Origin of the sequence: Zemynaea arenosa, from assembly GCF_004614185.1 — a bacterium.
Lineage (GTDB): Bacteria > Pseudomonadota > Gammaproteobacteria > Burkholderiales > Burkholderiaceae_D > Telluria > Telluria arenosa.
The window spans coordinates 1-23430 of the sequence record NZ_SPVF01000161.1; the positions used below are offsets into that span (position 1 = coordinate 1).

The window sequence follows — 23430 nt, forward strand, 5'->3', positions numbered from 1 at the left end:
GGCGCTGGCGCGGCAGGTGCCGGCGTGGGGTGAACAGGCGCTGGCGCGGCGACAGGTGCCGTCGGTGCCGGTGCCACGGGAGCGGACGCCGGGGCAGCGGTGGGCGGCGTGTATGCGGCAGGAGTCGGTGCCGGGGCTACGGCCGGAGAGGATGCCGCGGGGGCGGGGGCTGGCGCTGGCGCGATAATCGTCGGAGTCTGCGATACCGAAGCCGCAGGCTCACTGGCTTTCGGCTGCGGCGCCACAAAGGGCGTGTCGGCCGGCGTGGCCGGAGCTGGTGCGGCGGATGGCGGGACGGCGGTGTATGGCTCGGCGATCTCGCGCTCTGCCGGCGTAGCGGAGGCGGGCTGCGCGACGGGCGCCTGCGTTGCGGACGGAGCCTGCGGCGCGACGGGCGCCTGCAGTGCGGGTTGCGGGGCAACCGGTGCGCCGCGATCCCCTGCGTCGCTCACCGTTTCGCGCGCAGGCTCCACGGCGGGAGCCGCGGGCTGCTCGTCCGCCGTCTCGCCGCGGAAGAACGCGGTGATCGACGACATGAAGCCGCGCTTTTCAGGTTCTGGGGAAGGAGCGAGGGGTGCTTCAGCAGCGGGAGCGGAAGGCTCAACCTGTGTGGGCACCTGGCTCTCGGGTTCTGCCTTTTTTTTCTTAAAGAAGCTAAACATGAGCGAAAGTGGGAGGTCCTGCGGGACGCGCCCCGGCACAGCGGGGCACTCTGAATCGCGGTATTTTACCAGAGCGGTCCGCGCGCCCGAGGCCCCGGAGCAGTGCCCGAAGCCTCAGCAACACCGTCAGCCCGCCGCCTGGTGCCGTGCGCGCCAGATCGCCACGCAGCCCGCGATATCGTCCAGTCCCACCACGTGCACGCCCGCGAGATGGCGCCGGGCCGCCGCCGCCGACGCGCCGCCGGCCCAGACTTCGACCGCGTCGCCGAGCCGTTGGCGCAGTTCCGTCACGTTTTCGACGGTCGCGCGCACGGAAGTGGACAGGGAAAACGACAGCCCCACCACGTCCGCACGCTGGGAGCGCACGGCCGCCACGATTTCCGCGAGCGGCGTCTGCACGCCGAGCGAAAGCACGTGCGCGCCTTCGAGCACCAGGAGCGCCTCCGCCATCAGCAGCCCGATGCCATGGCGCTCGACTGGCACAGTGGTCAGCAGCACGCGCGGCGAGGGTGCCGCATGGGCCGCCCGTGCCGCCGCAGCGGCGATGGCCGCATGCAGCACCGACTCCAGCGCCTCCGCAAACAGGTGCTCCTCGAAGACCGCGATGTCCCCGGCCTCCCACGCATCGCCCACCATGCGCGCCAGCGGCGCCGCGACGTCGAGCACAAACGCCCGCAACCCGCGCGCCTCGACCGCGTGGCCAAGGCGCTGCCTCAACTCCGGAATCCGATGCGCCTTGAGCAGCTCGATGAAGCCGATGAGTTCCGCCAGATTCTCGGGCGGCGGGGGCGCTGCGGGCGCGAACTTGGCCGCCATCTCCGCCAGTTCGCTGGTCGGGTGATGCATGATCTTCCCCGGCCGGTAGCCGTGGTCGAGCAGCCGTTTCACCAGCCGCAGACGCTCCACGTCCTCGCGCGAATAAATGCGCTCCCCGTGCGGGTCGCGCTGCGGCTTCGGAAAGTCATAACGCCGCTCCCACACGCGCAGCGTCTCCTTCGCGATCGCGCACTCGCGCTCCACGTCGCTGATTGTCAGTTGGTCCATATCCTTCATGGAACGCAATTCTACCGCTTTCCCATTTTGTCCAGTACAAAACCCCCTGGGGTCAGGCACCGCTTCCCCCTTGGGGTCAGACCCCAGCCAGTTATCCACAGCTGGCTTCATTCGGAAAATGGGATATTCACACCCCCCGGGGTCAGGCCCCGGGCGGAAACGGCGAGGCCTGACCCCGGTTGAGGGGGCGCAAGCGGGGGAGGGGTTCCGCTTGCGGGGGATTATTTGGTGGCGGCCTGGGCGGCGGCGCGGAGGGCGTCGAGCGTGGCGTTGGGGGTGATCAGGTTGCCGTCGTAGCGCAGTTCGATCAGGGCGGGGAGGGAGGCGTCGCGGGTGTGCGCCAAGGCGCGCGCCAAGGCGGGGGCGAAATTGGCGGTCGTTTCGACCATCTCGCCGTGGGCGCCAAACGCGCGCGCCAGGGCGGCAAAGTCGGGGTTCGCCAAAGTCGTGCCGGAGACGCGGCCGGGATAGGTTTTCTCCTGGTGCATGCGGATGGTGCCGAACATCGAGTTGTTGAAGACGATGATCACCACGCCGGCCTTGTACTGCACCGCCGTCGCCAGCTCCTGTCCGTTCATCAGGTATTCGCCGTCGCCCGCGAAGGTCACCACGGTGCGCTCGGGGTGCACGATCTTGGCGGCGACGCCGGACGGCACGCTGTAGCCCATCGCGCCGCTGGTCGGGGCGAGCTGGGTGCGCATGCCGCCGTAGCGGTAAAAGCGGTGCGCCCAGGTGGCGTAGTTGCCGGCGCCGTTGGTGATGATGGTGTCATGCGGGACGGCCCGCATCAGCTCCTGCACCACCTGCCACAGGTCCAGCGGCGCGCTGCCGTCCTTGAAGATCGGCGGCTGTTCCTGCCACGCGGCCAGTTCCGCCCGCGCTTCCACGACTGCCGAGCGCCACGCGGAAGCATCCACCGGCTCCATCGCCGCCAGCATCGCGCAGGCCTGCGGTGCGCCGGACGCGATCATCAAATCGGCCTGGTAGACGCGGCCCAGCTCCACCGCGTCCGTATGAATGTGCACCAGCTTCTGCTTCGGCACCGGCGCATCCAGCAGCGAGTAGCCGCTGGTGGTCATCTCCCCCAGGCGCGGGCCGATGGCGATCACCAGGTCCGCGTTCTTCACGCGTGCAGCGAGTTTCGGGTTGATGCCGATGCCGACATCGCCCACGTAGTTGGGGTGGTCGTTGTCCAGCAGGTCCTGGAAGCGGAAGGTGCAGCCGACCGGCAGCGCATTGGCCTCGGCAAAACGGCGCAGGTCCGCGCAGGCCTGTTCATTCCACGTGCCGCCGCCCAGCAGGACGATGGGGCGCGAAGAAGCAGCGAGCATGGACCGCAGCTCCGCCATCTGCGCCGCCGACGGAGATGCCTGCACCGCCTGATAGCGCCGGGTATCGGCAACCGCCGCGCGGTCCACCAGCATGTCCTCCGGCAGGGCCAGCACCACCGGGCCCGGACGCCCGCTGGTCGCGACCTGGAAGGCATGCGCAATATATTCAGGGATGCGGTCCGCGCGGTCGATCTGCGCGACCCACTTGGCCATCTGCCCGTACATGCGGCGGTAGTCGATCTCCTGGAACGCCTCGCGCTCCACGAAGTCCCCGCCGACCTGGCCGATGAAGAGAATCATCGGCGTCGAATCCTGGTGTGCCGTGTGCACGCCGATGGACGCATTGGTCGCCCCCGGTCCGCGCGTGACGAAGCAGATGCCCGGCTGGCCGGTCAACTTGCCGTAGGCCTCGGCCATGAACGCAGCGCCGCCTTCCTGGCGGTTGATGATGAAGCGGATCCCCGAATCGTGCAGCGCATCCAGCACATCCAGGTAGCTCTCGCCCGGCACGCCGAAAGCGGTGTCCACGCCGTGGACCTTGAGTGCGTCGACCAAAATCTGGCCACCGGAGCGGAGCGGATGCGTCATTTCGTTCTACCTCAGGGATCAAGTGATCCGCCATTCTAGCCAGCCGCCCAGGCACCGGCTTTTGAAATAACGACACGCTTTTTCCAAATTCTTCACGGAACTGTTGCCCTCGAATGAGGGCTTTGATAATGTTGCCACCATGAAAGAAGACGATTTCGAAAAGCTGGTGCGCCGCCTGGAGGTGGACGCCACCATCAGCCCGCGCGCCTTCCGCACCAAGGTCGCGCTGATTTCCGTGGCGGCCTATCTCGTCCTGTTTGGCCTCATGGCCGCGCTGGCGACCTATCTGTATCTGTGCTGGACCTTCTTCCAGGGCCACGCGTGGGCGCTGGTTAAGCTCGGGGCGATCGGCCTGGCCGTCGCGATCCCGCTCTACATCGTGGTGCTGCGCGTGCTGTTCATGCGTTTCAAGCCGCCCACCGGGCGCGCCATCACGCGCGCCGAGGCCCCGCGCCTGTTCGAGACCCTCGACAAGCTGCGCGCCAAATTGAAGGGCCCGAAGATCGACCACGTGCTGATCGACCGCGACTTCAACGCGGCCATCGTGCAGCACCCGCGCTTCGGTCTCGCGGGCGGCCACACCAACTACCTGATTCTCGGCCTCCCTTTCCTGCTCGGGATGGCGCCCAACGAAATGCTGGCCGTGATCGCGCACGAATACGGCCACCTGTGCGGGAACCACAGTAAATTCTCGGCCTTCATCTACCGCCAGCGCCACACGCTGGGCGCCCTTCACGCGCAGGTCACGGAGACCAGCGAACCCGAATGGTCCGACCGCATCCTCGCCCGCCTGCTCGGCTGGTACGCGCCGATCCACAACGCCTACACCTTCGTCCTCTCGCGCCAGAACGAGTACGAGGCCGACCGCGCCGCCATCGAGGTGGCCGGGCCGGCCGCACATGCCGGTGGCCTGGTGCGCTCGCAGCTGCTGGGACGCTGGGTCGGGGAGCGCTACTGGTCGCGCATCTATGAAGAAGCCGAGCGGGCGATGCGGCCCGCCTTCATGCCGTATGCGTCGATGCGCACCGCCTTCAAGGCCTGCCACGACGAGTGGTGCACCTCCGAGCGCCTGGCCGAGGAGTGGGAGCGCAAGGCGGGCCTCGTGGACACCCATCCGTCCCTGCGCGAGCGCGTGGACGCCGCCGACATCGCGCCCCAGCTGCCCTCCGTGCCCTCGGTGACCGGGGCCGACGCCTTCCTGGGCGCGAACGCCACCGCCGCTCTCATCGCGGAGTTCGACCAGGACTGGTGGAAGGAAGAGCGCCCGTCGTGGGAAGAGCGCTGCAAGTACGTCACCCGCTCCAAGGCCCGCCTCATGGAGCTGAACGCGGTGCCGTTGACCAGCGTCCCGTTGATGGACCTGCAGGAGTTCGCGTACCTCACCTGGGAGTTCGACGGCGCCAAGGCGGCCAAGCCAATCCTCGAACACCTGATGCGCCAGCCGGGCGGCCCGTTCCCGCGCGCATCCTATGCCTACGGCCGCATCCTGCTCGATGAAGGTGCGCGCCGTGGCCTCGACTACCTGGAAGAAGCGGCCCGCAAGGACCGCACCCTCGCCGAAGCCTGCGTGCGCTCCGGCTGCGAGTACCTGATGGAGAAGGAGGGCCAGGACGCTGCGCAGGAGTGGTTCGAGCGATTCGCCGCCACCGCCACCGCCTGACGCCGCAGGCCCCGCAGCCCGCCGCGGTTTGCGGCGCCCCGTCCCCACGCGGTACAATGCGCGCCGATGCAAGCCAGACAGCCGCTGGCCAGAGCAGCAATGCGATGGCGGGAGGAAGGTCCGGACTCCATAGAGCAGGGTGACGGTTAACGGCCGTCCGCCGAAAGCCTCGCAAGAGGTATAAGGCGAGGAACAGGGCCACAGAGACGAGCGTATTAAGTTACGGTGAAACGCGGTAACCTCCACCTGGAGCAATCCCAAATAGGCACGCGATGAGGTGGCTCGCCGAGCGTGCGGGTAGGGAGCTTGAGCGCCTGAGCAATCCGGCGCCTAGAGGAATGGCTGTCATAGCGGATGCCGCAAGGCGGACGCCGTAACAGAATCCGGCCTATCGGCTTGCTTCACTTTCTTCTCAACGGGATGGGATGACGATGACACGCTATGTGCTCGCCCTCGACCAGGGCACCACCAGCTCGCGCGCCATCCTGTTCGACCTCCAGGGCCAGCCGGCCGGCATGGCGCAGGAGGAGTATCCCCAGCACTTTCCGCAGCCCGGCTGGGTCGAGCACGACCCGCTGGACATCTGGAGCAGCCAGCTGCGCGTGGCGCGCCAGGTCCTCAAGGACGCGCATGTGGACGCGTCCCAGGTCGCGGCCATCGGCATCGCCAACCAGCGCGAGACCACAGTGCTGTGGGATCGCGCGACCGGTGTCCCCGTGGCCCCAGCCATCGTCTGGCAGGACCGCCGCACCGCCGAGGCCTGCGATGCCTTGCGCGCCGCGGGCAAGGCGCCGCGCATCCAGGCCAATACGGGTCTTGAACTCGATGCCTACTTCTCCGCCACCAAGCTCGCCTGGCTGCTGGAGCACGTGCCCGGCGCCCGCGCGCGGGCCGAAAAGGGTGAGCTGTGCTTCGGCACCGTGGACAGCTGGCTCGCCTTCAAGCTCACCGGGCGCCACGTCACCGACGTGTCCAACGCCTCGCGCACCATGCTCTTTAATATCCACCTGCTGCGCTGGGATGGCGAGCTGCTGGACCTGTTCGGCATCCCGGACACGGTGCTGCCCGAGGTGGTGGCATCGAGCGAGGAGGTGGGTCTCACGCACGCACATTTGTTCGGCCACCCGATCCCGCTGACCGGCATCGCCGGCGATCAGCAGGCCGCGACCTTCGGGCAGGCCTGCCACCGGCAGGGCATGGTGAAGAACACCTATGGCACCGGATGCTTCATGCTGATGCACGCGGGCGCGCAGCCGGTGGCGTCGACCAATCGTCTCCTGTCCACGGTCGGCTGGAAGATTAATGGGCGCACCGACTATCTGCTGGAAGGCTCGGTCTTCATGGGCGGCGCCACCGTGCAGTGGCTGCGCGATGGCCTGGGCATCATCCAGCAGTCGGCGGACGTGGAAGCGCTGGCGCTGTCGGTGCCGGACAATGGAGGTGTGTATATGGTCCCGGCCTTCGCGGGCCTTGGCGCGCCGCACTGGGACCCGTACGCGCGCGGCACCCTGGTCGGCATGACGCGCGGGACCACCAAGGGCCACATCGCGCGCGCCGCGGTGGAGGCCATCGCCTATCAAAGCGCGGAGCTGCTGGACGCCATGCGGCGCGATGCCGCCTGCCCCGTGACGGAAATGCGGGCCGATGGCGGCGCGGCCCGCAACGACACGCTGATGCAGTTCCAGGCCGACCTGCTGGGCGTGCCGGTGGTGCGCCCGCGCGTGACCGAAACCACCGCCCTCGGCGCGGCCTATCTCGCCGGTCTGGCGGTCGGCTTCTGGCGCTCGCGCGAGGAAATCGCCGCGCAATGGCAGGCCGAGCGCCGCTTCGAACCCCGTATGGCGGACGACGAACGCGCCGAGCGCATGGCCCGCTGGGCGCGCGCGGTGGAACGTTCCACCGGATGGGCGGCACACGCATAGGCAGCCGCAGACGGCCGAGTTGCCTCCGCACCACGCTGTTGTCTTCGAGTCAGCTTTTCTTTCCCCTCCAGTGATCGCCCTCGGAGCGCAAAACCCATGTGTACACATGAGGTAGCACTTTCAGTCTCTTTCGTAAGTACCTAATTTTACAGCACATTTTCTTGAGCGCTCACTTCACAAAAAGTGTGCTAAGTCCTTGGTTTCATTGAAAATTTTTGTGTTTTTCCCGGGCAAAAACGCTTGACCCTGCCGATGGGTTCCCTTAAAGTGGGCGGACGTGTGAAAAAGTGGTGGATTGTGGGAGGAAGTCCCAGCGCCAACATCGCTTCACTGTACGTACAATCACCTCGGCCAAGGTCCAAAAATCGTGTTTCAAGGCGCATCCGCCATCAATCTCGATGCCAAAGGAAGGATGAGTATCCCTTCCAAGCATCGCGACGCACTGCAAGTCCAGTGCGAAGGACGCCTCACGCTCACGAAACATCCCCACGGTTGCCTGCTGCTGTTCCCCCGCCCGGTGTGGGAGCAGCACCGCGAACAGATCGCCAAATGGCCGATGTCGGCGCGCGCCTGGCAGCGCATCTTCCTCGGTAACGCCTGCGACGTCGAATGCGATTCGGCAGGCCGCATCCTGATCTCGCCCGAACTGCGTGCCGCCGCCGGCCTGGCCAAGGACGTCACGCTGCTCGGCATGGGCTCCCACTTCGAACTGTGGGACTCCGCCAAGCTGGCCGAAGACGAAGCCGACGCCGTTGCGGGCGGCATGCCCGAAGTCCTCTCCGATTTTTCTTTCTAAGAGGACGCGCGATGACCACCCCCGCGATGGCTGGCTTCCAGCATCGGACAGTCCTATTAGACGAAGCCGTGGACGCGCTCGACCTCACCGGTCCGCGCGCCGACGGCATCTACATCGACGGCACCTTTGGCCGCGGCGGCCATTCGCGCCTGATCCTGTCGAAGCTCGGCGCCAAGGCGCGCCTGTATGCCTTCGACAAGGACCCGCAGGCCATCGCCACCGCCCAGCAGATCGCCGACACCCGCTTCGAGATCGTGCATGACTCGTTTGCCACCATGCGCGAAGCGCTCGGCGAGCGTGGCGTGCACGCGGGGCAGGTGGACGGCATCCTCCTCGATCTCGGCATCTCCTCGCCCCAGGTGGACGACGCGGAGCGCGGCTTCTCCTTCCGCCAGGACGGCCCGCTGGACATGCGCATGGATACCACTCGCGGCATCTCCGCTGCGGAATGGCTGGCTACGGCCTCCGAACAACAACTGGAAAAGGTGATTCGCGATTATGGGGAAGAACGGTTTGCTTTTCAGATTGCAAAGGCGATTGTTGCTGGCCGGGCAGTCGAACCAATTCGTGGCACACGACAGCTTGCCGGTATCGTGGCAGGCGCGGTCAAGACACGCGAGAAGGGCAAGGATCCGGCCACACGGACCTTTCAAGCTATCCGGATTTTCATCAATCGGGAGCTTGAAGACCTCGAAGCGGGTCTAGACGCGGCTTACGCGATGCTCGCTCCCGGGGCGCGCCTGGCGATCATCTCCTTCCACTCGCTGGAAGACCGCATGGTCAAGCAGTTCCTGGCCGCCAAGGCCAAGGCCCCGCAGCCGGACCGGCGCCTGCCGATCAAGGCGGCCGATCTGCCGCAGCCGGAGATGAAGCTGATCTCCAAGATGAAGCCCTCGGATGAAGAAGTCGAGGCCAATCCGCGCGCCCGCTCGGCGGTGATGCGCGTGGCCCAGCGCCTGTCCGCAGCTTCGGGAGCCCTGCAATGACGGCCAAGATCAATGCGATCCTCTGCCTGCTGCTGGTGGCTTGCGCGCTGTCGCTGGTGAACGCGCAGTACAAGGCGCGCCACCTGTTCATTGAACTGGAACGCTCCAAGTCGGAGACCAAGAAGCTCGACGTCGAATGGGCCCAGCTCCAGCTGGACCAGTCGACGCTCGGCAAGAACGCGCGCATCGAGGAGATCGCGCGCACGCAGCTCAACATGGTGCCGCTGACGCCCCAGCGCACCCAGTATCTGACGAAAGGCCAGCCATGAAAGCGCGGGTCGCGGCTTCCAAAGGCGTCGCCTTCTCCAAGAGCCCCGTGCTGGCGGTGCGCCTGCCGAACTGGCGTTCGCGCGTCGTGCTGTTCGTGCTGTTCGTGGCCTTTGCCGCGCTGGCAGGGCGCGCCATCTGGCTGGGCGCCGTGACCGACCACTTCCTGCAGAAGCAGGGCGAGGCGCGCTACGCCTTCACCCAGGACCTGCCCGCGGTGCGCGGCAAGATCCTCGACCGCAACGGCCAGGTGCTGGCCTCGTCCACGCCGGTGAAGGCCGTGCTGGCGTTCCCGGAAGACGCGCGCAAGGCCGCGCCGGAAAAGCTGAAGGAACTGGCCAAGCTGCTGGAGATGACGGACGAGGAACTGGCCAAGAAGCTGGAGTCGGTCCGCACCACCTACCTGCGCCGCCAGGTCGAGCCGGAGATCGCCAAGAAGGTCGAGGAACTGGACATCGACGGCATCGAGACCCGCAAGGAATACAAGCGCTTCTACCCGCAGGGCGAAGTCGCGACCCACGTGGTCGGCTTCACCAACGTGGAAGACAAGGGCCAGGAATCGATCGAGCTGTCGATGCAGAAGGTGCTGGCGGGCCAGCCGGGCAGCCGCCGCGTGATCCGCGACCGCCTGGGCCGCATCGTGGAGGACATCGGCTCCATCAAGGAACCGCACGACGGCAAGGACGTGACGCTGGCGCTGGACTCCAAGCTGCAGTACATCGCTTTTACGCAGGTGAAGGAGGCGGTCGAGAAGTACCACGCGAAGGCCGGCGGCGCCATCGTGCTGGACGTGCACACAGGCGAGATCCTGGCGCTGGCCAACTGGCCTTCGTACAACCCGAACGACCGCTCCAAGCTGACCGGCGAGCAGCTGCGCAACCGCGTGCTGACCGATACCTTCGAACCGGGTTCCACCCTCAAGCCGCTGACCGTGGCGCTGGCGCTGGACAAGGGCCGCGTCACGCCGGACACGGTGTACGACACGGCGCCCGGCCGCATCGTCATCGGCGACAAGACCGTGCGCGACTCGCATGCGCATGGCCTGCTGACGGTTGCGCAGATCATCCAGAAGTCCTCGAACGTGGGCATGGCCAAGATTTCGCTGCCGATGCCGTCGCAGGATATGTGGGAGATGTTCACCAAGGTCGGCTTCGGCCAGCAGCCCAAGATCGGCTTCCCCGGGGCGGTCGCCGGCCGGGTGCGGCCCTTCAAATCGTGGCGCCCGATCGAGCAGGCCAACATGGCGTTCGGACAGGGCATCTCGGTGTCGCTGGTGCAGCTGGCGCGGTCCTACATGATCTATGCGCGCGATGGCGACATGATCCCGCTGTCCTTCCTCAAGGTGGACGAGAAGCCGCAGGGCACCCAGGTCATCTCGCCCAAGACCGCGGCCCAGATGCGCGCCATGCTGGAAACCGTGGTGAGCCCGGAAGGCACCGCGCCGCAGGCCCAGGTGCCCGGCTACCGCGTGGGCGGCAAGACCGGCACTGCGCAGAAGGTCATCAACGGCCGCTATTCGCAATCGCATTACATCGGCTCCTTCGCTGGCATCGTGCCGATGTCGAACCCCCGCTTCGTGATCGCGGTGATGGTGGACGATCCGATCGGCCCGATCCACACGGGCGGCGGCGTGGCCGCGCCGACCTTCGCGCTGCTGGCGGCGAACGCGCTGCGCGCGGCCAACGTGCCGCCGGATTCCAGCGTCACCAACATCATCATCCCCGCCAACTCGAACGAGGAGGCGTTCTGATGGCCGCACCCATGAACATCGACCAGATCTGCGCCTGGATCCGCGAGCAGGCCCCGCGCGGCGCACTGGCCTCGGACTCGCGCCGCATTCAGCGCGGGGACGTGTTCTTCGCCTACCCGGGCGATGCGGGCGACGGGCGCGCGTTCATCGAGAAGGCCATCGAATCCGGCGCCGCCGCGGTGGTGTACGAGGAGCGTGGCTACGCGTGGAACACCGAGTGGACCGTGCCGCACCTGGCCGTGCTTGAATTGAAGAAGAACGCCGGCCCGATCGCGCACGTCTGCCAGGGCATGCCGGACAGCGGCATGTTCACCGTCGGCGTCACCGGCACCAACGGCAAGACCTCGTGCGCGGTCTGGCTCGGCCAGGCCCTGTCCCGCGGCGGCGCGCCGGCGGCGGTCATCGGTACGCTGGGCGTGGGCATGTTCCGCGGCGCAGGCGAGGTGGAGTTCGACGTTACCGGCTACACCACGCCGGATGCGGTGCTGCTGGCGCAAAAGCTGGCCGAGGTACGCGATGCGGGGGCCAAGTCGCTCGCCATCGAGGTCTCGTCGATTGGTTTGGTGCAGGGCCGCGCTCTGGGCATGCATTTCGACGTCGCCATCTTCACCAATCTCACGCACGACCACCTGGACTTCCATGGCGACATGGAGAGCTACGAAGCCGCGAAGCGCCAGCTGTTCGACTGGCCGGGCCTCAAGACCGCGGTGCTGAACCTGGACGATCCGGCGGGCGTGCGCTTCGTCGAGCATCTGCGCGCCACGCGCCCGCAGGTGCAGGTGATCGGCTACACGCTGCATGATGTATCCGTGCAGCCGGACCTGGACGGTGTCTGGACCCTGCGCGCGGCGCAGTTCCGCAGCCGCCACGCGGGCACGGAATTCCAGCTGCAGTCGCCGCGCGGCCAGGCCACGGTCAAGACCCAGCTGGTCGGCAACTTCAATATCAGCAATGCGCTGGCCGTGATGGGCGCGCTGCTGGCCAAGGGCATGGCGCTGGACGAGGCGATCGACGCCATCGAAGCGCTGGTGCCCGCGCCCGGCCGCATGCAGCAGGTGGGCGGGCAGGATGCGCCGATGGTCGTCATCGACTACGCGCACACCCCGGACGCGCTGGAGAAGACTCTCGTCACGCTGCGCCAGGTGGCCAAGGACCGTGCCGGGGAACTGTGGTGCGTGTTCGGCTGCGGCGGCGACCGCGATCCGGGCAAGCGCCCGCAGATGGGCCGCATCGCGCAGATCGCGCAGCATGTGCTGGTCACCAGCGACAATCCGCGTAGCGAAGACCCCAACAGCATCATCGAGCAGATCGTCGCAGGCATGGATCCGCAGGCTGAGAACTCATCGTTCCAGGCCATCGAGGACCGTGCCGCCGCCATCCTGCATGCTGTGCGCCAGGCCGCGAAGCAGGATGTCATCCTGCTGGCCGGGAAGGGCCACGAGCCCTACCAGGAAATCAAGGGCAAGAAGCTTCCGTTCTCCGACGCCGACCACGCCGCGCTGGCGCTGGCCGCCCGGGCCACCATGTTGAGACCACACTGATGCACGGCTCCCTCGCACACATGATCGCGTCGCTCGCCGGCGCCCGGATGACGCAGAACGTGGCATTCGATGGCGTCTCGACCGACAGCCGCAGCGCGCCTGCGGGCTCGCTGTTCGTCGCGCTCAAGGGCGAGAACTTCGATGCGCACGACTTCCTGCTGCAGGTGGCACAGCGCGGCGTGGCCGCGGTCGTGGTCACTCATCTGCCGGAGGGCGTGAACCTCCCGGCCATCATCGTGCCGGACACGCTGGTGGCGCTGGGCCAGATCGCCAACTGGTGGCGCAGCAAATACCAGATCCCGCTGATCGGTGTCACCGGCAGCAATGGCAAGACCACGGTCAAGGAGATGATCGCTTCCATCCTCGCCGCGGCGCATGGCGAAAACGACCGCCTCGCCACGACCGGAAACCTCAACAACGAGATCGGCGTGCCGCTGACCGTGATGCGCCTCGAGCCGCACCACAAGTCCGCGGTGGTGGAACTCGGCATGAACCACCCCGGCGAGATCGCGCGCCTGACCGCGATCGCCGCGCCGACTGTGGCGCTGGTGAACAACGCGCAGCGCGAGCACCAGGAATTCATGCACACCGTGGAAGCCGTGGCGCGCGAAAACGGCTCGGTGATCGCGGGCCTGCCCAACAACGGCACCGCCGTGTTCCCGAGCGACGATGAGTACACGCCGATCTGGCGCGAACTCGCCGAACAGCGCGGCCAGCGCCAGGTCATCACTTTCGGCTTCGACGACAGCGCGACCGTAACATGCAACCATTTGGTTGCATATTCTGGCGGCACGCTGCATGTGACGGTGCGCGGTGCGCAGCCTGCGTCCTTCGACGTGACGCTCAACGCCTTCGGCCTGCACAACGTGCGCAACGCGCTCGCCGCCATCGCCTGCGGCCTGGCCGCTGGCATCGGCATCGACGCCATCCAGCGCGGGCTGGCAGCCTTCGCCCCCGTGAGCGGCCGCCTGCAGCGCAAGACCGCGACCAGCGGCGCCACCGTCATCGACGACAGCTACAACGCGAATCCGGATTCGGTCCGCGCCGCCATCGACGTGCTGGCGCAGGCTCCCGCTCCGCGCATCCTGGTGCTGGGCGACATGGGCGAGGTGGGCGACCAGGGCCCTGAATTCCACAAGGAGGTGGGCGACTACGCCGCCGCCCGTGGCATCGACACCGTGTACGCAACCGGGGAGCTGGCGCGCCACCTCACCGGCTCGGGCGCGGTGCACTTTGAGCAGTTCGACGAATTATTGGCAGCACTGGATTCAAGACTGGGCAGCAAATCTGACGCAACTGTGCTGGTAAAAGGCTCGCGCTTCATGAAGATGGAGCGCGTGGTCTCGCACCTGATTGGACTTCAACACACCGGCAAGGATGCCCACTAAATAACATGCTGCTCTGGCTCGCACAGTACTTCCAGCAAGACCTCGGACCACTCCGGGTCTTCAACTACATCACCTTCCGCGCGATGGCGGCGATGATCACCGCGCTGGTCATCGGCCTCGTGTGCGGCCCGCGCGTGATCGCCTACCTGACCCGCATGAAGGTCGGCCAGGCCGTGCGCGCCTACGGTCCGGAGACGCACCTGAAGAAGCACGGCACGCCCACCATGGGCGGGGTGCTGGTGCTGATCGGTATCGGAATCTCCACGCTGCTGTGGATGAACTTCTCGAACCGCCTGATCTGGCCCGTGCTGGTGGTGACCGCCGGTTTCGGCGCGGTGGGTTGGGTGGACGACTACCGCAAGGTGGTCTACAAGGACCCGGAAGGCATGCGCTCGGCCGAGAAGTACTTCTGGATGTCGCTGGTCGGCATCGCCGCTGCGTTCTACCTCGCGTTCTCGGTGTCCGCGGCCACGCCACGCGAAGTGGCGGAACTGATCTTCCAGTGGATCCAGTCCGGCTTCGCGATGAACCTGCCGCCCAAAGCCGACCTGATCGTCCCGTTCTTCAAGACCATCAGCTATCCGCTGGGCGTGTGGGGCTTCATCGCACTGACCTACTGCGTGATCGTCGGTTCCTCGAACGCCGTCAACTTCACCGATGGCCTGGACGGCCTGGCGATCATGCCGACCGTGATGGTCGGCTCCGCGCTCGGTATCTTCGCCTACCTCACCGGTTCGGCCACGTACTCGAAGTACCTGTTCATCCCGCACATCCCCGGCGCGGGCGAGCTGCTGATCTTCTGCGGCGCCATGGCCGGCGCGGGCCTGGCCTTCCTGTGGTTTAACGCGCATCCGGCCCAGGTGTTCATGGGCGACGTCGGCGCGCTGGCACTGGGCGGGGCGCTCGGCACCATCGCCGTGATCGTGCGCCAGGAGATCGTCCTGTTCATCATGGGCGGCATCTTCGTCGCCGAGACGCTGTCCGTGATCATCCAGGTCAGCTGGTTCAAATATACGAAGAAGCGGTACGGCACCGGGCGCCGCGTGTTCCTCATGGCGCCGCTGCACCACCACTTCGAACAGAAGGGCTGGAAAGAAACCCAGGTCGTGGTCCGCTTCTGGATCGTGACCATGATGCTGATCCTCGTTGGCTTGTCGACCCTGAAACTGCGCTAAGCGAATGAACTACACAGGCAAACACGTACTCGTGCTGGGGCTCGGAGAATCCGGGCTCGCGATGGCGCAGTGGCTGCACCGCTGCGGCGCGCGCGTGCGCTTGGCCGACACGCGGGAAGCGCCCGCGCGCCTGGACGCGCTGCGCACCGCGGTGGCGTCGGCGGAGTTCGTGCATGGCGAGTTTGGTCCACATCTGCTGGACGGCGGCATCGACTTCGTGGCCGTGAGCCCGGGCCTGGCGCCGACGCGCGAGCTGGCCCTCATCAACCCGGCGGCGCAGGAGCGCAGCATCCCGGTGTGGGGCGAGATCGAGCTGTTCGCCCAGGCGCTGGCGCACTTGAAAGAGCACGAGCACTACACGCCCAAAGTGCTGGCTATTACCGGCACCAATGGCAAGACCACGGTCACCAGCCTCACTGGCCTGCTGTGCCGCCGCGCGGGCTTGAGCACCAAGGTCGCGGGTAATATCAGCCCCGCCGCGCTGGATGTGCTGCGCGAGGCGCTGGACGCCAACGCGCTGCCGGCGGCCTGGGTGCTGGAACTGTCCAGCTTCCAGCTGCACTCGACCTATTCGCTGAACCCGGACGCCGCCACGGTCCTCAACATCACGCAGGACCATTTGGACTGGCACGGCAGCATGCACGCTTACGCCGCCGATAAGGAGCGCATCTTCGGCGCGGACACCATCCGCATCCTCAACCGCGACGATCCGACCGTGATGCAGATGGCCTTCGGCGCGACCGCGGGCAGCGTCACCTTCGGCACCGACGAACCCACTCTGCCGGAGACCTACGGCCTGGTGTTCGAGCGCGGCGTGACCTGGCTGGTGGAAGCCGTCGGCGCCGACGACGAGGCACCGAAGAAGCGCAAGAAGAACGAGCCGCCGCCGCCGGTCGAAGTCACGCTCAAGCACCTGATGCCGTCCGACGCGCTGCGCATCCGTGGCCTGCACAACGCTTCCAACGCGCTGGCGGCGCTGGCCCTGTGCCGCGCCATCGGCCTGCCGATGGTGCAGCTGCTGCATGGCCTGCGGGAATACCAGGGCGAGCCGCACCGCGTGGAACTGGTCGCGGCCATCGACGATGTCGAGTACTACGACGATTCGAAAGGCACCAACGTGGGCGCCACCGTGGCCGCGCTGCAGGGCCTGGGCAAGTCGTTCAACGCGAACCAGAAGATCGTGCTGATCGCCGGTGGCGACGGCAAGGGCCAGGAGTTCGACCCGCTCGCCGAACCCGTGAGCCGCTACGTGCGCGCGGTGGCCCTGATCGGCCGCGACGCCCCTGCCATCCGCGCCGCCCTGCAGGGCACTGGCGTTGAGCTGATCGACTGCGCCACGCTGCCGGACGCCGTGCAGCGCGCGAAAGAAGCCGCACAAGCCGGCGATGCCGTGCTGCTGTCGCCCGCCTGCGCCAGCCTGGACATGTTCACCAATTACGCGCACCGCGCGCAGGTGTTCGTGGAAGCTGTCCGTGAGATCGCGCTCGAGAAAGGGCAGGAGCTCTGATGGCCTTCCAGATGCCCTTCAAGTTCTCCGGTTCATCGGCCGACGCCACGATCGCCACGCGCGCGCGCCCGTCGCTGATGATGGAATACGACCAGCCGCTGGTCTGGGTGGCGATCATCCTCATGCTGTTCGGCGTGGTGATGGTGTATTCCGCCTCGATCGCGCTGGCCGATTCGCCGCGCTTCGCGGGCTATACCAGCACCTACTTCCTGCAGCGCCAGGTGTTCTTCGTGGTCTTCGCGATCTTTGTCGGTTTCATGACCTTCAAGGTGCGCATGGAGACCTGGCAGAAAATGGCGCCGCTCCTGTTCCTGGCCACGCTGTTCCTGCTGTTCCTCGTGCTCATCCCCGGCATCGGCCTGGTGGTCAAGGGCGGCCGCCGCTGGATCAACCTGCGCGTGTTCGGCCTCCAGCCCTCGGAGCTGATGAAGATCGTGATCGTGCTGTACGCCGCCGACTTCACGGTCCGCAAGCAGCAGTACATGCACAAGCTGACCAAGGGCTTCATGCCGATGGCCGCTGCCGTCGGCTGCGTGGGCTTCCTGCTGCTGATGGAGCCGGACCTGGGCGCCTTCGGCGTGATCACCTGCATCGCCATGGGCATCCTGTTCCTGGGCGGCTTCAACGCCGTCTGGTTTGGCGGCATCGGCGGCGTGCTGGTGATGGTGTTCTCGACCATCATCGCCTTCTCCAAATTCCGCCGCGAGCGTCTGTTCGCCTACCTCGACCCGTGGCAGGAAGAGAACGCGATGAACAAGGCTTACCAGCTCACGCACTCGCTGATTGCCTTCGGGCGCGGCGAGATCTTTGGCGTGGGCCTGGGCGGCAGCCTGGAAAAGCTGCACTACCTGCCGGAGGCGCACACCGACTTCCTCCTGGCCGTGATCGGCGAAGAACTGGGGCTGGTGGGCGTACTGGTCACGATCGCGCTGTTCTACTGGATCGTGAAGCGCGCCTTTGACATCGGTCGCCAGGCGATCGCGCTGGACCTGACCTTCAATGGTCTGGTCGCGAAAGGCATCGGCATCTGGATCGGTATCCAGACCTTCATCAACATGGGCGTGAACACCGGCCTGCTGCCCACCAAGGGCCTGACGCTGCCACTCATGAGCTATGGCGGCACCGGCGTGGTTGTCAACGGCATCGGCCTGGCGATCCTGCTGCGGGTCGACTACGAGAACCGCGTGAAGATGCGGGGAGGCTCGGTATGAAGCGCCTGATGATCATGGCAGCGGGCACCGGTGGCCACATCTTCCCCGGCATCGCGATCGCGCAAACGATGCGCCAGCGCGGCTGGGACGTGTCGTGGCTCGGCACCGCGCATGGCATGGAGCAGGACATCGTGCCGAAGCACGGCATTCCGATGGATGCGATTGAATTCTCGGGTATGCGTGGCAAGGGCTTGGGCCACACGATCTCCGGCGCGTTCAAGCTGGTACGCAGCTTTTTCACCTGCCTGGGCTACATCGGCAAGCGCCAACCCGATGTGGTGCTGGGCATGGGCGGCTACGTGACCGTTCCGGGCGGGATGATGGCGCGCTGGCGCGGCAAGCCGCTCGCGCTCGTGAACGCGGATGCGGCGCTGCTCCTGTCGAACAAAACGCTGGCACCGCACGCGCAGCGCGTGCTGTTTGGCTTCCCGGCCGATTTTGGCGTGGCCAAGGACAAGGCGGTCGTCACCGGCAACCCGGTACGCAGCGAGATCCTGGCCGTGGAACCGCCGCAGACCCGTTTCGACGACCGCAGCGGGCCGCTGCGCATCCTGGTGGTCGGGGGCAGCCTTGGAGCCAAAGCCCTGAACGACGCGGTACCGGCGGCGCTGGCGCTGATCCCGGCGGAGGTACGCCCGGTCGTGACCCACCAGTCGGGCAAGAAGAACATCGACGCATTGCGCGCCGCGTACGCGCAGGCAGGCGTGCAGGCGACGGTGCTGGACTTCATCGACGACATGGCTGGTGAATACGAGCGCGCGGACATCGTGATCTGCCGCGCGGGCGCCATCACCGTGTCCGAACTCACCGCTGCGGGCGTGGCCAGCATCCTGGTCCCGTTCGTAGCCTCGACCACCTCGCACCAGCGCGACAACGCGCAGTGGATGGAACAGCAAAAGGCGGCGCTGCACCTGCCGCAGCAGGCGCTCAACGCGCACGCGCTGGCGCAGACCCTGCAAGCGCTCACGCGTGAGCAATGTCGTGCGATGGCGATCGCCGCGCAGGCCGTAGGCCGCCGCGACGCCAACGAAGCCATTGCCAACGTGCTCGAACAACTCGCCGAGGGATCGGGGAAAGAAAAAACACAATGAAGCACAAGGTAAAGAACATTCACTTCGTCGGCATCGGTGGCAGCGGCATGAGCGGCATCGCCGAAGTGCTGCACAACCTGGGCTACAACGTGTCCGGCTCGGACCTGGGCAGCAATGCGACCACGCAGCGCCTGGCGGACCTGGGCATCACCGTGATGCAGGGCCACGCCGCCGACAACATCGGCGAGGCCGATGCCGTGGTGACCTCCACCGCCGTCAACGAAGGCAACCCGGAAGTGCAGGCCGCACGTGCGAAGAACGTCCCGATCGTCCCGCGCGCGGTGATGCTCGGTGAGCTGATGCGCCTGAAGCGCGGCATCGCCATCGCGGGCACGCACGGCAAGACCACCACCACCTCGCTGGTGGCCTCGGTGCTGGCGCAGGGCGGGCTCGATCCGACCTTCGTGATCGGCGGCCGCCTGAACTCCGCAGGCGCCAACGCCAAGCTGGGCTCCGGCGACTACATCGTGGCCGAAGCCGACGAATCGGATGCGTCCTTCCTCAACCTGGCTCCGATGATCGAGGTGATCACCAATATCGACGCGGACCACATGGACACCTACGAGCACGATTTCGAAAAGCTCAAGATGGCCTTCGTCCACTTCACGCACCGCCTGCCGTTCTATGGCCGCGCCATGCTGTGCATCGACGACGAGCACGTGCGCGCGATTCTTCCGCACGTGACCAAGCCGGTGACGACCTACGGCTTCGCGGCCGATGCCCAGGTGCGCGCCTTCAATGCCCGCGCGGAAGGCATCCAGATGCATTTCTCGGTGCGCCAGGAGGGCTACCCGGACACCGAATTCGTGCTGAACCAGCCGGGCATGCACAACGTGCTGAATGCCTGCTCGGCGATCGCCATCGCCCGCGAGATCGGCATCGAGGACAGCGCGACGCAGCAAGGCCTCGCAGGTTTCACCGGCGTGGGCCGCCGCTTTACTCGCTACGGCGAGGTGACCGCGCCCTCCGGCGCCACTTTCACCCTGGTCGACGACTTCGGCCACCACCCGGTGGAGATCGAAGTCACGCTGGCCGCCGCGCGCGCCGCCTATCCGGGCCGCCGCCTGTTGCTGGCCTTCCAGCCGCACCGCTACACCCGCACGCGCGACCTGTTCGAAGACTTCGCACGCGTGCTCTCCGCGCCGGACGCACTGGTGCTGGGCGAAGTCTACGCCGCCGGCGAACAGCCGATCATCGCCGCGGACGGCCGCGCGCTGGCGCATGCCATGCGCGCCGCGGGCCGCGTGGAACCTGTCTTTGTCGAGGCCATTGCCGATATGCCGCAGACCATCATGAACGTGGTGCGCGACGGCGACGTGGTCCTCACCATGGGCGCGGGCTCGATCAGTGGCGTGCCCGCCAAACTGACCAGTTTCGATAAGGCTTGAACATCGTGAGCGTTATCTCTCCTGAAGAAGCCAAGGCGCTGGGCAAGGTCGGCGTGCTCTTTGGCGGCCGCTCCGCCGAGCGCGAAGTGTCGATCATGTCCGGCACCGGCGTGCTCAATGCGCTCAAGAGCCAGGGCATCGATGCGCATGCATTCGACCCGGCCGAGCGCACCCTGGCCGACCTGGCCGCTGAAAAGTTCGACCGCGTCTTCATCGCGCTGCACGGCCGCTTCGGCGAGGACGGCAGCCTGCAGGGCGCCCTGGAGCAGCTGGGAATTCCGTACACCGGCAGCGGCGTGGCCGCATCGGCGATCGGCATGGACAAGATCGCGAGCAAGAACATGTGGCTCGCGCGCGGCCTGCCAACTGCCAAGTACGTGACCATCGAGCAGGGCGACGATCTGCAGCCGGTCCTGGCCGCACTCGGCCTGCCGCTGGTGGTCAAGGCGCCGCACGAAGGCTCGTCGATCGGCATCACCAAGGTGGAAAGAGCCGAAGACCTGCAGGCCGCCTACGCCGATTCGGCCAAGTACGACGACACCATCCTCGCCGAGCAGTTCATCGCGGGCCGCGAGCTGACCGTGACCATCCTGGGCAAGGGCAAGCAGGCGCGCGCGCTGCCGATCGTGGAGATCGTGGCCCCGGCCGGGAACTACGACTACAACAACAAGTACTTCACCGACGATACCCAGTACCATTGCCCGGCACCGGTCGATACCGCGCTGACCGCCCGCATCCAGAAAATTGCGGTGGATGCCTACAACGCTGTCGGCTGTGAGGGCTGGGCGCGCGTTGATGTGCTGCTGCGGTCCGCGGACAACGAACCGTTCCTGCTGGAGGTGAACACGTCCCCCGGCATGACCGGCCACTCGCTGGTGCCGATGGCGGCGCGCGCGACCGGCATGAGCTACGAAGCGCTGTGCGTGGAGATCCTGCGCTCGGCGTCCCTGAAACTGAGCAAAGGCTGAAGGCAAAGACGATGTGGCATGACGTCCGGCTCCTCAACGCGACTGCGAACACCCTCATGGGGTTGTCGCTGCTCGCGTGCGTGGCTGGCGGCACCTGGTGGGTCGCGCAGCGGCCGATGTTCACGCTGACCGGCATCACCGTGGAAGGGATCGACAACGCGGACCTCAAGCATGTGAACGTGCTGACCCTGCGCGAAGGCGTGGTTGGGAAGTGGAAGGGCAATTTCTTCACCACCAATCTCGAACAGGTGCGCGCCTCGTTCGAATCCGTCCCCTGGGTGCGCCGCGCCTCCGTGCGCCGCGAGTGGCCCAACCAGCTGATCGTCGCGATCGAGGAGCACGAGGCCCTGGGTACCTGGGGCGAAGAGGGCAAGCTGCTGTCCAAGAAGGGCGACGTGTTCACCGCCAACCTGGCCGAAGCCGAGGCGGACGAAGACCACGCGCTGCCCGAGTTCTCGGGCCCGGAAGGCAGCGAGAAGGAAGTGATGGCGCGCTACGCCGACCTGCGCCAGTGGTTCGCGCCGCTCAAGCTGACGCCAGAGGCGGTCGACCTGTCCAAGCGTTATGCGTGGACGGTCCGCTTCGATAACGGCATGAGCGTGGCGCTGGGCCGCGAGCAGGATGGCCGCACCTTGAAGGACCGCGTGGACCGCCTGGTGCAGGTGTACCCGCAGCTGACCCAGATGACACCGAAAATCGACACCGTGGACATGCGCTACCAGAACGGCCTGGCGATGTTCGCGGAAGGGATGAAGATTCAGGACCCCGCCAAGCCGGTGCGGGCCGTCGCAAAGAAACCGGCAAAACCGTCCAAAACCACAAAGCACATCTAAGAAGTAAACATGACTAAAGACGCGAAAAACCTGATCGTCGGTCTCGACATCGGCACCTCCAAGGTGGTGGCCGTGGTGGCGGAGGTGATGCCGGATGGCCGCCACGAGGTGATTGGCCTCGGCCAGCACGAGTCGCGCGGCCTGAAGAAGGGCGTGGTCGTGAATATCGAGGCGACCGTCGAGTCGATCCAGCGCGCCCTGGAAGAGGCCGAGCTGATGGCCGACTGCAAGATCCGCAACGTGTACGCGGGGATCGCGGGCAGCCATATCCGCTCCTTCAATTCGAGCGGCATGGTCGCCATCAAGGACAAGGAAGTCACCGCGACCGACGTGGCGCGCGTGATCGAGACGGCCAAGGCGGTCAACATCCCGACCGACCAACAGCTGCTGCACACGGTGCCGCAGGAATTCATCGTCGACAACCAGGAGGACGTGCGCGAGCCGATCGGCATGAGCGGCATTCGCCTTGAAGTACGGGTGCACATCGTCACCGGCGCGGTGTCCGCGGTGCAGAACATCGTCAAGTGCGTGCGCCGCTGCGGCCTGGAAGTGTCGGACCTGATCCTGCAGCCGATGGCATCGGCCGACGCGGTCCTGACCAACGACGAGAAGGAACTCGGCGTGGTTCTGATCGACATCGGTGGCGGCACCACCGACATCGCCGTGTTCTCGGATGGCGCGATCCGCCACACGGCCGTGATCCCGATCGCCGGCGACCAGATCACCAGCGACGTGGCGATGGCGCTGCGCACGCCGACGGGCGAGGCGGAAGAAATCAAGGTGCGCTACGGCGTGGCCAAGCAGGTCTTGGCCGATCCGGGCGAACACCTGGAAGTGCCGGGCCTCGGCGACCGCGGCCCGCGCACCCTGTCGCGCCAGGCGCTGGCTGCCGTGATCGAGCCGCGCGTGGAAGAGCTGTTCGCGATGGTGCACCAGGTGGTGCGCGAGTCCGGCTACGAGGGCGTGCTCTCGTCGGGCATCGTGCTGACCGGCGGTTCCGCGATCATGCCCGGCATGGTCGAAATGGCCGAAGACATTTTCCTCAAGCCGGCGCGCCTGGGCACGCCGGACTACCGCGGCCAGCTTGCGGACGTGGTGCGCAGCCCGCGCTATGCCACCGTCCTCGGGCTGCTGCTGGAAGCGAAAAAGCAGTATCTGCGCGGGCATATCGTGACGCGCCAGGATGGGTCGATGAAGGCGGTGTGGCAGCGGATGAAGGAGTGGTTCCTCGGGAATTTCTGATTGGGTGGTTGAGCGGTTGGTGGTGGTTTGGTTTTTCGGGTGGCGAGTTAAAACATTTTTTGGAAATACGC

At 66.4% G+C, this 23430-nt stretch carries 18 protein-coding genes and 1 other RNA gene; 17 read left to right on the forward strand and 2 right to left on the reverse strand.

The annotated features are described in order from the left end of the window. Positions 1–788: 788 nt before the first annotated feature. Positions 789–1706: a MerR family transcriptional regulator gene (locus E4L96_RS12930; RefSeq protein WP_229414450.1), complete on the reverse strand. Its 918-nt coding sequence runs from the start codon at positions 1704–1706 to the stop codon at positions 789–791. A gap of 230 nt (positions 1707–1936) precedes the next feature. Continuing rightward, positions 1937–3634: a thiamine pyrophosphate-binding protein gene (locus tag E4L96_RS12935; protein WP_135207642.1), complete on the reverse strand. Its 1698-nt coding sequence runs from the start codon at positions 3632–3634 to the stop codon at positions 1937–1939. A 139-nt stretch (positions 3635–3773) separates the two neighbouring features. On the opposite strand from E4L96_RS12935, the gene E4L96_RS12940 reads away from it, so the two are divergent. From E4L96_RS12940 to ftsA, 17 genes are all read left to right on the forward strand, one after another. Continuing rightward, positions 3774–5294, forward strand: a complete 1521-nt coding sequence (locus E4L96_RS12940; protein ID WP_135207643.1) for a M48 family metallopeptidase — start codon at positions 3774–3776, stop codon at positions 5292–5294. A gap of 65 nt (positions 5295–5359) precedes the next feature. Further along, positions 5360–5701: RNase P RNA component class A (gene rnpB / locus E4L96_RS12945), an RNA gene on the forward strand. Positions 5702–5725: 24 nt separating this feature from the next. Continuing rightward, positions 5726–7216 (forward strand): glycerol kinase GlpK, encoded by a 1491-nt coding sequence (gene glpK, locus E4L96_RS12950; RefSeq protein WP_135207688.1) that lies wholly within the window; start codon positions 5726–5728, stop codon positions 7214–7216. A 367-nt stretch (positions 7217–7583) separates the two neighbouring features. Beyond that, a complete protein-coding gene (gene mraZ, locus E4L96_RS12955) occupies positions 7584–8012 on the forward strand; it encodes a division/cell wall cluster transcriptional repressor MraZ (protein ID WP_135207644.1) in 429 nt (142 codons plus the stop codon). Positions 8013–8023: 11 nt separating this feature from the next. Next, a complete protein-coding gene (gene rsmH / locus E4L96_RS12960; protein WP_135207645.1) occupies positions 8024–8998 on the forward strand; it encodes a 16S rRNA (cytosine(1402)-N(4))-methyltransferase RsmH in 975 nt (324 codons plus the stop codon). Next, positions 8995–9267, forward strand: a complete 273-nt coding sequence (gene ftsL / locus E4L96_RS12965) for a cell division protein FtsL (RefSeq protein WP_135207646.1) — start codon at positions 8995–8997, stop codon at positions 9265–9267. The genes rsmH and ftsL overlap by 4 nt, the downstream gene beginning before the upstream one ends. Next, complete coding sequence (locus tag E4L96_RS12970; protein WP_135207647.1) at positions 9264–11015, forward strand: peptidoglycan D,D-transpeptidase FtsI family protein; 1752 nt, start codon at positions 9264–9266, stop codon at positions 11013–11015. The genes ftsL and E4L96_RS12970 overlap by 4 nt, the downstream gene beginning before the upstream one ends. Further along, positions 11015–12556 carry a UDP-N-acetylmuramoyl-L-alanyl-D-glutamate--2,6-diaminopimelate ligase gene (locus E4L96_RS12975; protein WP_370660744.1) on the forward strand — a complete coding sequence of 514 codons (1542 nt, stop codon included), beginning with the start codon at positions 11015–11017 and terminating at the stop codon, positions 12554–12556. Before E4L96_RS12970 ends, E4L96_RS12975 begins: the two co-directional genes overlap by 1 nt. Beyond that, the gene (locus E4L96_RS12980) at positions 12556–13944 is read left to right on the forward strand and encodes a UDP-N-acetylmuramoyl-tripeptide--D-alanyl-D-alanine ligase (protein WP_135207648.1); all 1389 of its coding nucleotides are present in this window, start codon (positions 12556–12558) and stop codon (positions 13942–13944) included. Before E4L96_RS12975 ends, E4L96_RS12980 begins: the two co-directional genes overlap by 1 nt. Positions 13945–13949: 5 nt before the next feature. Next, on the forward strand, positions 13950–15119 hold the full coding sequence (gene mraY, locus E4L96_RS12985) for a phospho-N-acetylmuramoyl-pentapeptide-transferase (RefSeq protein WP_135207649.1): 1170 nt from the start codon (positions 13950–13952) through the stop codon (positions 15117–15119). Between the two features lie 4 nt (positions 15120–15123). Then, on the forward strand, positions 15124–16626 hold the full coding sequence (murD, locus tag E4L96_RS12990) for a UDP-N-acetylmuramoyl-L-alanine--D-glutamate ligase (protein ID WP_135207650.1): 1503 nt from the start codon (positions 15124–15126) through the stop codon (positions 16624–16626). Beyond that, positions 16626–17837, forward strand: a complete 1212-nt coding sequence (ftsW, locus tag E4L96_RS12995) for a putative lipid II flippase FtsW (protein ID WP_135207651.1) — start codon at positions 16626–16628, stop codon at positions 17835–17837. The genes murD and ftsW overlap by 1 nt, the downstream gene beginning before the upstream one ends. Further along, positions 17834–18928: an undecaprenyldiphospho-muramoylpentapeptide beta-N-acetylglucosaminyltransferase gene (gene murG, locus E4L96_RS13000; RefSeq protein ID WP_135207652.1), complete on the forward strand. Its 1095-nt coding sequence runs from the start codon at positions 17834–17836 to the stop codon at positions 18926–18928. The genes ftsW and murG overlap by 4 nt, the downstream gene beginning before the upstream one ends. Continuing rightward, a complete protein-coding gene (murC, locus tag E4L96_RS13005) occupies positions 18925–20316 on the forward strand; it encodes a UDP-N-acetylmuramate--L-alanine ligase (protein ID WP_135207653.1) in 1392 nt (463 codons plus the stop codon). The genes murG and murC overlap by 4 nt, the downstream gene beginning before the upstream one ends. Positions 20317–20321: 5 nt before the next feature. After that, positions 20322–21284 carry a D-alanine--D-alanine ligase gene (locus E4L96_RS13010; protein ID WP_135207654.1) on the forward strand — a complete coding sequence of 321 codons (963 nt, stop codon included), beginning with the start codon at positions 20322–20324 and terminating at the stop codon, positions 21282–21284. An 11-nt stretch (positions 21285–21295) separates the two neighbouring features. Beyond that, positions 21296–22117: a cell division protein FtsQ/DivIB gene (locus E4L96_RS13015; protein ID WP_135207655.1), complete on the forward strand. Its 822-nt coding sequence runs from the start codon at positions 21296–21298 to the stop codon at positions 22115–22117. A 9-nt stretch (positions 22118–22126) separates the two neighbouring features. Further along, complete coding sequence (gene ftsA / locus E4L96_RS13020; RefSeq protein WP_135207656.1) at positions 22127–23359, forward strand: cell division protein FtsA; 1233 nt, start codon at positions 22127–22129, stop codon at positions 23357–23359. Positions 23360–23430: the final 71 nt, after the last annotated feature.

Coding starts and splice junctions, on each gene's coding strand:
- E4L96_RS12970 (WP_135207647.1), top strand. CDS start 9,264: ATGAAAGCGCGGGTCGCGGCTTCCAAAGGCGTCGCCTTCTCCAAGAGC.
- ftsA (WP_135207656.1), top strand. CDS start 22,127: ATGACTAAAGACGCGAAAAACCTGATCGTCGGTCTCGACATCGGCACC.
- rsmH (WP_135207645.1), top strand. CDS start 8,024: ATGACCACCCCCGCGATGGCTGGCTTCCAGCATCGGACAGTCCTATTA.
- murG (WP_135207652.1), top strand. CDS start 17,834: ATGAAGCGCCTGATGATCATGGCAGCGGGCACCGGTGGCCACATCTTC.
- E4L96_RS12980 (WP_135207648.1), top strand. CDS start 12,556: ATGCACGGCTCCCTCGCACACATGATCGCGTCGCTCGCCGGCGCCCGG.
- E4L96_RS12935 (WP_135207642.1), bottom strand. CDS start 3,634: ATGACGCATCCGCTCCGCTCCGGTGGCCAGATTTTGGTCGACGCACTC.
- murD (WP_135207650.1), top strand. CDS start 15,124: ATGAACTACACAGGCAAACACGTACTCGTGCTGGGGCTCGGAGAATCC.
- E4L96_RS13015 (WP_135207655.1), top strand. CDS start 21,296: ATGTGGCATGACGTCCGGCTCCTCAACGCGACTGCGAACACCCTCATG.
- murC (WP_135207653.1), top strand. CDS start 18,925: ATGAAGCACAAGGTAAAGAACATTCACTTCGTCGGCATCGGTGGCAGC.
- ftsL (WP_135207646.1), top strand. CDS start 8,995: ATGACGGCCAAGATCAATGCGATCCTCTGCCTGCTGCTGGTGGCTTGC.
- glpK (WP_135207688.1), top strand. CDS start 5,726: ATGACACGCTATGTGCTCGCCCTCGACCAGGGCACCACCAGCTCGCGC.
- E4L96_RS12930 (WP_229414450.1), bottom strand. CDS start 1,706: ATGGACCAACTGACAATCAGCGACGTGGAGCGCGAGTGCGCGATCGCG.
- E4L96_RS12940 (WP_135207643.1), top strand. CDS start 3,774: ATGAAAGAAGACGATTTCGAAAAGCTGGTGCGCCGCCTGGAGGTGGAC.
- ftsW (WP_135207651.1), top strand. CDS start 16,626: ATGGCCTTCCAGATGCCCTTCAAGTTCTCCGGTTCATCGGCCGACGCC.
- mraY (WP_135207649.1), top strand. CDS start 13,950: ATGCTGCTCTGGCTCGCACAGTACTTCCAGCAAGACCTCGGACCACTC.
- E4L96_RS12975 (WP_370660744.1), top strand. CDS start 11,015: ATGGCCGCACCCATGAACATCGACCAGATCTGCGCCTGGATCCGCGAG.